At 68.5% G+C, this 5,444-nt stretch carries 5 protein-coding genes; 4 read left to right on the plus strand and 1 reads right to left on the minus strand.

The window, feature by feature from the left end:
- The 4 genes from AC3XYG_RS06830 to AC3XYG_RS06845 form a co-directional block, all read left to right on the plus strand.
- The coding region (locus AC3XYG_RS06830; RefSeq protein WP_489139058.1) for a cupin domain-containing protein at positions 1 to 244 on the plus strand (244 nt) is incomplete at its 5' end.
- Positions 241 to 756, plus strand: coding sequence for a hypothetical protein (locus tag AC3XYG_RS06835; RefSeq protein WP_489139059.1), 516 nt, complete (start codon positions 241 to 243; stop codon positions 754 to 756). The genes AC3XYG_RS06830 and AC3XYG_RS06835, both read left to right, overlap by 4 nt.
- 36 nt (positions 757 to 792) lie before the next feature.
- Positions 793 to 2,379, plus strand: coding sequence for an ABC transporter substrate-binding protein (locus AC3XYG_RS06840; RefSeq protein ID WP_489139060.1), 1,587 nt, complete (start codon positions 793 to 795; stop codon positions 2,377 to 2,379).
- Positions 2,379 to 2,894: a GNAT family N-acetyltransferase gene (locus AC3XYG_RS06845; RefSeq protein ID WP_489139061.1), complete on the plus strand. Its 516-nt coding sequence runs from the start codon at positions 2,379 to 2,381 to the stop codon at positions 2,892 to 2,894. The genes AC3XYG_RS06840 and AC3XYG_RS06845 overlap by 1 nt, the downstream gene beginning before the upstream one ends.
- 143 nt (positions 2,895 to 3,037) lie before the next feature.
- Here the strand turns inward: AC3XYG_RS06845 and AC3XYG_RS06850 are convergent, their stop codons facing one another.
- The gene (locus tag AC3XYG_RS06850; protein ID WP_489139062.1) at positions 3,038 to 5,335 is read right to left on the minus strand and encodes a TonB-dependent hemoglobin/transferrin/lactoferrin family receptor; all 2,298 of its coding nucleotides are present in this window, start codon (positions 5,333 to 5,335) and stop codon (positions 3,038 to 3,040) included.
- Between the last annotated feature and the right edge of the window lie 109 nt (positions 5,336 to 5,444).

Here is a 5,444-nt window from a genome sequence, read left to right on the forward strand (position 1 = left end):
GGTGCATGTCCCGCCCGGCTATGAATCCGAGGCGGTGCGGCACGAGGGCGAGGAGATCGCCTATGTGCTGGAGGGATCGCTGATCGTCGGCATCGCCGGCGAGACCATCCGCCTCGATGCCGGCGACAGCCTGCACTACGCCGCTGGCCAGGCCCATCGCTGGACCAACGCCCAGGACGGCTGGACCCGGGTGCTGTGGACCGGGACCGCCCCGATTTTCGATCGCACGCGAGAGGACAGATGACGGATTCGACGAAACCGGCCGGGCGGGGCGACCCCGCCGTGGCCGCCGCGGTGGCGGCGCTGATCGCCGCCCAGGCCGCCCCCGGCCAGCCCGGCACGCTGTTCCGCGCCGCCGACGACGCCTATCGCGCCGTGGTCGGGCACCGGCTGTTCACCATCATGGCGCTGCGGGCCGAGACCGCGGAGTCGAAGCGGGTCTACACCAACAACCCCGCCGCGTACCCGGTCACCGGCCGCAAGCCGATGCACGAGGACCGCTGGTCGGCCCAGGTGATCGGCCGGCACGAGGTCTTCCTGGGCCGCACCCTGGCGGAGATCGCCACGGTGTTCCCGGATTACGAACTGATCGGCTCGCTCGGCTGCGGCGCGGTGCTGAACTTCCCCGTCGTCCAGGACGGAAGGGTGCTGGGCACCATCAACGTGCTGGATGCCGAGGGCGCCTATGACGAGGCCATGGCCGAACGCGGTCGCTGGCTGGCGCCGCTGCTGGTCCCGGCGCTGCTGGCCGTCTGACCCGAACCGAACACCAAACAGGGAGACAAAAAAATCATGCGCAGCCTTCCCGCCTTCCTCCTCGCCGCGGCGCTGCTGGCGCCCTTGGCACCGGCCGTCGCGGCGACCCCGGCCGATGCGCTTGTTGTGGCCAAGAACATCGACGACATCGTCAGCCTCGACCCGGCCCAGGCCTACGAATTCACCTCCGGCGAGATCGTCACCAACACCTATGACCGGCTGGTGCAGTACGAGGCCGAAGACATGCAGACACTGGTCGGCGGGCTGGCCGAAAGCTGGACCGTGTCCGACGACGGCAAGAGCATCGCCTTCAAGCTGCGGCCGGGCGTGACCTTCCAGGGCGGCAATCCGCTGCGGCCGGAAGACGTGGTGTTCTCGCTCGCCCGCGTGGTCAAGCTGGACAAGGCGCCGGCCTTCATCCTGACCCAGCTGGGCTGGACACCGGACAATGTCGAACAGCTGGTGCGCAAAACCGGCGACGCCGAAGTGACGATCACCACCACGGGCAGCTTCGCGCCCAGCTTCATCCTCAACCTCCTGGCCTCCCGCCCCGCCTCGATCGTCGACGAGAAGACGGTGACGGCGCATGCCAAGGACGGCGATTTCGGCAATGGCTGGCTGGGACAGAATTCGGCCGGCACCGGCCCGTTCTCGCTGCGCAGCTACAAGCCGAGCGAGTCGATCGCGCTGCGCGCCAACCCGGCCTATTTCCGCGGCGCTCCGGCGATGAAGTCGGTGATCTACCGCCATGTGGCGGAGCCGGCGACCCAGCGCCTGCTGCTGGAGGCCGGCGACGCCGACATCGCCCGCGACCTGACGCCGGACCAGGTGGCCGCTGTCGAGGGCAAGGACGGCATCGCCATCGGCACCTATCCGCAGGCCGCGGTGCACTTCTTCAGCCTGAACCAGAAGGTGCCGGCGCTGCAGAACCCCAAGGTGTGGGAGGCGGTGCGCTATCTCGTCGATTATGACGGCATGACCAAGAGCTTCCTGCGCGGCCAGATGAAGGTGCACCAGGCATTCTGGCCGGAAGGCTTCCCCGGCGCGCTGAACGACACGCCGTTCGGCCTCAATATCGCCAAGGCCAAGGCGCTGCTGGCCGAGGCCGGCGTCAAGGACGGGCTGACCATCAAGCTGGACGTGATCTCCAGCCCGCCCTTCACCGAGATCGCCCAGTCGCTGCAATCGACCTTCGCCCAGGCCGGCATCACGCTGGACCTGGTGCCCGGCACCGGCAGCCAGGTCATCACCAAATACCGCGCCCGCAACCATGAGGCGGTGCTGCTGTACTGGGGCCCCGACTTCATGGACCCGCAGTCCAATGCCGGCGCCTTCGCCTACAACATCGACAACAGCGATGCCGCGGCGCAGAGCACCACCACCTGGCGCAACGCCTGGCTGGTGCCGGAGCTGAGCGCCGAGACCGACGCGGCGCTCAAGGAGCGCGACGCCGCCAAGCGCGACGCGATGTACATCGACCTGCAGCGCAAGGTGCAGCAGTCGTCGCCGATCGTGATCATGTTCCAGGCGGTCGCCCAGGTGGCGATGCGCAGCGCCGTGCATGGCTACGTCAACGGCGCCACCACCGACCAGATCTACTACCGGCTGGTGACCAAGCAGTGATGCAGAACGACACCATCGAGACCGAGCGCCTGGTGCTGCGCCGCCACGGGCTGGAAGACGCCGCTGCCTCCGCCGCGCTGTGGGCCGATCCGGAGGTGACGCGCTTCATCGGCGGCCGGCCGTCGACGGCGGAGGAGGCCTGGGCCCGGCTGCTGCGATATGCCGGGCACTGGGCACTGCTGGGCTTCGGCTTTTGGGTGGTGCAGGAGCGCGCCACCGGCCGCTTCATCGGCGAGGCCGGCTTCGCCGATTTCCGGCGCGGCGTCGGGCCCCACTTCGACGGCGTGCCGGAGATCGGCTGGGCCCTGGCGCCTTCGGCCCAGGGCCGTGGTTTGGCACGGGAAGCGGTGCAGGCCGCGCTGGCCTGGGCCGATGCCCGACCCGGCGCCGGCCGCACCGTCTGCATGATCGCGCCGGAGAATCCGCGGTCGATCCGGCTGGCCGAAGCCTGCGGCTACCGCGAGTTCGGCACCACCTTCTATAAAGAGCAGCCGACCATTCTGTTAGAGCGGTGACGGGCAGAGCGCGCCATTCCTCGCCGTCATTGCGAGGAGGCGAAGCCGACGAAGCAATCCATGGCGCCGGTACGGGCTGCCCGATGGATTGCTTCGCTGCGCTCGCAATGACGGCTTTGAAACTCTGAACAGGCCTTCCCCCCTCAGAACTTGTACGTCAGGTTCACGCGCACGCTGCGGCCGGGTTCGGTGTAATAGGGCAGCGGCTGGGTCGGGGCGTCGGGGACGTTCAGCGCGTCGTAGTAGCGGCGGTCGAGCAGGTTGAACAGCCCCACCTGGATGCGCGCGCCGTTCAGCGCCTCCGGCTCCCACCACCCGGTCAGGTCGATGATGTTGTAGCCGGGCACCTTGAAGTTGGTGTCTTCGTCCCCGACCTTGTCGCGCTTGGTGGCCAGGGTCAGCGACGCGTCGGCCCCCCAGGTCGCGGCGTCATAGCCGAGGCCGAGGATGGCCCGCAGCGGCGGCACCGAATTCAGATAGGCCTTGGTCTTCTCGTCGCGGCCGACCGACCAGGCCAGCGACGCCCAGCTGCGCCAGCCATCGCCGAAGCGCCAATGCGCCGCCGCCTCGATGCCGTAGATCCGCACCCGGGCCAGGTTCTCGTAGCCGGTGACGCCAAGGGGATAGGTGCCGGCCGGCAGGCCGACGCTGGCGGGGTCGATGGCGACGCTGTCGATGAAGTTGCGATAGCGGTTGTCGAACCAGGTGAGCGAGCCGCCCAGATCGTCGTCGCCGAGCCGGGCGCCGAGTTCGTAGCCGCTGCTGGTCTCGGGCTTCAGGTCGGGGTTACCGAGGCTGAGATAGGTGCCGGGCCCGCCATAGTTGAGATACAGCTGGTAGGCGGTCGGCGCCTTGAAGCCCTTGGCCCATTGGGCATACAGCGTCATTTGCTCCACCGGCTCCCACGACACCAGGATCTTGGGCGACAGCGCGCTGTCGGATGAGGAGTTCGGCAGCCCGCCGGCTGCATTCGGGTTGTCGCTGTAGGCGCTGGTCGCATGCGGGTTCAGGTCGTACCAGTCGAAGCGCAGCCCGGGCGTGACCTTCACCTGGCCGTCGAGCAGGGTGATCTCGTCCTCGGCATAGAGACCGACCGTGTTGCCGTTCACCTCGGGCATGTCGGCCTGGTTGGTGTGCAGGAAGCCGCACAGCCGCGGGCCGAAGATCGCCGGCCGGGTGGTCGGCACCGCCGGGCAGTTGTCGACGCCGCCGGAATGCTGCTCGACCCCGAGATGGTAGTATTCGCCACCGATGGTGACGCGGTTGGCCAGCCCGGCGAGGTCGACCGTCTTTTCCGCCTGGCCGTTCAGGCCCCACAGCGTCTCTTCGATGCGGCTGTTCCGTTCGAAGCGGCCGCTGGGATAGCCGTACTGGAACGGATCGCCGGGAATGATGAAGGCGCGGGAATCGACGCCGCGCAGGCCTTTATTGTCGTCCGTGCGCTCCGAATCCTGCCAGTACAGGGTCAGATGCGCCTGGTCGACCAGCCCGCCCAGCTCCGGCGCGGCATAGTCGTAGTCGATCGAGGCCCGCTTGCGCTCGCTGCGCTCCAGCCCCTGGTCGTGCCCGAGCAGATAGCTTTCGCCCGGCCCCTGGTCGGTGCGAATGTCGAGGTTGTCCTGGCGCCGGAAGTATTCGCCGGTGAAGCCGAGGCGATGGCCGCCCTCGAAATGATGCGCTAGCTTCACCAGGAAGTTTTCCTGGTCGTAATCGTCCGGATTGACCTTGTCTCGCTCGGCGCCGTACCCGCCGGTGCCGCCCTTGTTGTAGAGCTCGTGACCGTTGCGGTAGCCGCCCTGCAGCAGCAGGAAGGTGTCGCCGACGCGGCCGGCGACCGCGGTGTTGCCGCCGATGCTGTCGTCCTCGCCCTCATAGCCCAGCTTGGCCAGGCTGCCGAAGCTGCGCCCGTCCGGCAGCAGGTCCTCCGGGTCCAGCGTGCGGAGCGCCAGCACGCCGCCGAGCGCGCCCGAGCCATAGCGGCTGGAATCGGCGCCGCGGACGACGTCGAGGCGCGACAGCGAGTCGAAGTCGAAGCTGCGCAGGCCGCCGGTGACGCCGCGGGCGCCGTCATCGAGATAGGGCACCCGGATGCCGTCGATCGTGGTCAGCACCCGGTCGCCGTCGAGGCCGCGGATGTTGATGCTGTCGTTCTGCCGGTTGAAGTTGACGCCGGCATCGACGCGGCGGCTGAGGTCTTCCCAGCTGCGAACCATGCGCTGGTCCAGCTGCTGCCGGTCGGTGCTGTCGGTCCAGACCGGCTGGTCCACCACCGGCGCGCCGGTGACCGGGATCGGCGCCAGCTGCAATGACGAGTCGGCCGGTGCAGCCACGGCGGCCGGCACCGCGACGGTGGCCTGCTGCGCCATGGCGGCAGGACCGCCCAGACTTAAGACGCCCAGCGCCACGCCCAGGCGCAGGACAGCACGATACGAACAGGACATGCGAATTCCCCCAGCGGAAGACGAATCCGGCGGCTGGGGGTGATCCGACCTGGCGAAACCGGGGTCGACAGCGTTGGGGGCCCTCTCTGGCTCCCAACGCTGTCGGCTA

This window comes from Inquilinus sp., from assembly GCF_057815775.1.